3 protein-coding genes are annotated in these 2636 nt (G+C 73.4%); 2 read left to right on the top strand and 1 reads right to left on the bottom strand.

What is annotated here, in order from left to right; all coding sequences use genetic code 11:
* Nucleotides 1-101 precede the first annotated feature (101 nt).
* Nucleotides 102-236 (top strand): hypothetical protein, encoded by a 135-nt coding sequence (locus C1J01_RS53390; RefSeq protein ID WP_268958821.1) that lies wholly within the window; start codon nucleotides 102-104, stop codon nucleotides 234-236.
* Between the two features lie 449 nt (nucleotides 237-685).
* Here C1J01_RS53390 and C1J01_RS47430 read toward each other — a convergent pair whose 3' ends face one another.
* Complete coding sequence (locus C1J01_RS47430) at nucleotides 686-1561, bottom strand: iron-sulfur binding domain-containing protein (RefSeq protein WP_328589759.1); 876 nt, start codon at nucleotides 1559-1561, stop codon at nucleotides 686-688.
* A 79-nt stretch (nucleotides 1562-1640) separates the two neighbouring features.
* Between C1J01_RS47430 and C1J01_RS47425 the strand changes: the two genes are divergently transcribed.
* The gene (locus tag C1J01_RS47425) at nucleotides 1641-2324 is read left to right on the top strand and encodes a hypothetical protein (RefSeq protein ID WP_111185655.1); all 684 of its coding nucleotides are present in this window, start codon (nucleotides 1641-1643) and stop codon (nucleotides 2322-2324) included.
* Nucleotides 2325-2636: the final 312 nt, after the last annotated feature.

Here is a 2636-nt window from a genome sequence, read left to right as displayed (position 1 = left end):
TCTTTCCGGTGATCTTGTCGCCGGCCTTCGTGCCCTTCTTCACCAGCGCGGAAAGCGTCGCGAGCTCGGCCGGGTTGAGGATCTGCCCGTAGACGGTGGTCATGCCGGCGCGCACGGTGCGGCAGGTGGTGGCCGACCCGGCGACCGGATACACCGCCGTCGTCACCGCTCCGGCCGGTGCCAGGGCCATGAGCGCGGACGGGGCCGATTACGGCGTTCCGGCGTGGATCGCGTGACCCGGATGTCCGTGGTCCGCGTGACGTTGGTGTCCGTGGTTCGTGTGAACGCCTGGTGGAAGGAGGCGTTTGACCGGTGATCGCCCTGGTCCGCCGATGTGTGGGCGTGGCCGGACGGCCGTCTGGAAGGTGCGCCCGGCTCGGGATGGTCACGCGATCGATGTCGGGCTGGGGTGTGCGCGGCTCGCCGTCGTGGGTTGAGTCGGTTTGAGTGGCCGTGGGCGAGAGGGTGTGTCGCTCGCGGACGGCGTTCGGTCCCCGAGCTGGGCTTCGTACCGGTTGAGCGGGGCTTCTACCCGCTGCCGCCGGTCCGGAGCGAGGGCTCGCTTTCGTTGCCATTGGCCCGGCGGTTCGTATTCGTCGCCGCTGTCCGCTGAGCGGGCGGGCGTGTCGATCGCTGCTGGTGTGGAGTGGGGGGCCGTTCGGTTGGGGTGGTGCTTCGGGCTGGGTCAGGCGTGGGGGAGGCGGTAGGTGCCGTCGTCCAGGGCCTCCGCCAGGCCGTCGGAAATCAGGCCGTCCAGGGCTCGTTCGCGTTGTACCGCGTCGTCCCATACCGCGTCGAGGGCGGCCTTGGGGACGGGGCCGTGGGAGGTGCGCAGGACCTCGAGGAGGCGGCCTCGGCATTGGCGGTCGGTGCCGGCGTAGGTCTGGCCCTTGCGGGCGGGGCCCGCGTGGGGCGGCTTGCCGGCCAGGCGCCAGGCGCACAGGTGGGTGATCGGGCAGTCGGCGCAGCGGGGGGCGCGGGCCGTGCACACCAGGGCGCCGAGCTCCATCACGGCCACGCCCCAGCGGGCGGCGCCCAGCTCCGGGAGCAGGCTCTCCGCCAGTCGTCGCTCGGCCGCCGAGGTGGCCGTCGGCGGGTACTCCTCGGCGCGGACGGCGCGGGCGAACACCCGCCGGACGTTCGTGTCGAGGACGGCGTGCCGGCCGCCGTAGGCGAAGCTCGCGACTGCGGCGGCGGTGTACTCGCCGATGCCGGGCAGTGAGAGCAGCGTCGCGTGGTCGGACGGCACCTCGCCGCCGTGATCGTCGGTGATGGCGCGGGCGCAGGCGTGCAGGCGCAGCGCCCGGCGCGGGTAGCCGAGCCGGCCCCAGTGGCGTACGGCCTCGCCCGGCTGCTCGGCGGCCAGCGCCTTGGGGACGGGCCAGCGTTCCATCCACTCGTGCCAGACGGGCAGCACGCGGGCGACCGGGGTCTGCTGCAACATGATCTCGCTGACGAGCACGCCCCATGGGGTCGCGTCGGGGGCGCGCCAGGGGAGGTCGCGGGCGTTGTCCGCGTACCAGTCCAGAACGGGGGTGTGCAGGAGATTCGGCTCGACCACGGGGTCAAGCGTATTCGGGAAACGGCGCGGCCCGGCGTGTCGTCACTCTGTGTGCAGAACCGGTTACCATGCTGGCTCTATGGACCCGGATACGATGCGTGGCGACGGCGGCGACATCTACTGGCGGCGCCGTATGAGCGTGCTGGTGGCGGTGCTCGTCGTGGTGGCCGTTGTGGCGTGGGCGTGCTCCAGCGGGGGCAGCGGGCCGGAACGCGCCTCCAGCGCGCAGTCCTCACCCAGCGTCACGCCGTCCGCCGACCCGCTGCTCGCGGGGCTGCGTACGCTCGCCATGGGCACGGCCTCGCCGTCGCCGTCGCCCACCCCCAGCGCCACCCCGAAGGCGACGCCCTCCCCGCGCCCGAAGCGGCCGGGGGAGCCGTGCGAGGAGAAGGACCTCGTGCTCAGCCTCCAGAGCGGCAAGGAGCCGGTCTACGCCGGCGACTCGCGGCCCAGCTTCATCGTCACGCTGGTGAACACCGGCTCGGTGATGTGCACGGCCGATGTGGGGCCGCGGGCGATGGAGGTCCGCATCACGTCCGGCTCGGACCGCATCTGGTCCACCGCCGACTGCGTGAGCGGCCCCGGCAGCGAGGTCAGGAAGCTGGAGCGGGGCGTGCCGTACGTGCGCTCGCTGGAGTGGGATCGGCGGCGCTCCAGCGATGACTGCCGCGCCACCCCGCCCACCGCCCTGCCGGGCACGTACGTGGCCACGGTCCGCATGGGCGAGCTGCGCGGCGGCAAGGGCGTCTTCCACCTCCGCTAGCCCGTCACCGGCGCTCCACCGGTGCGACAGACGGCGTGGCGGGGCCGGCCCTGGCCCAGGCCCGGCTCCAGGACCCGACCCCGCCACGACCGACCAGCGCCCCGAAGACAACGGCCCGAAGACAACGGTCGGGAGGCAGTGGGCTCGGACGGAGCGGACGTGAAGGTGACGGCGGACGTTGCGGGCCCGGAGGCAGTGGCCTGGACGCGGAGCACCGGCGGACGTAGCGCGCCTGGAGCCAGCGGTCTGGATGTAGCGGACACCGAGGCAGCGGAGGCGGAGGCAGCGGACGCGGAGGCAGCGCCCCAGAGG

The organism is Nonomuraea aridisoli (genome assembly GCF_003236395.1).
Taxonomy (GTDB): Bacteria; Actinomycetota; Actinomycetes; order Streptosporangiales; family Streptosporangiaceae; genus Nonomuraea; species Nonomuraea aridisoli.
This window is presented reverse-complemented; position numbering and strand designations above follow the sequence as displayed.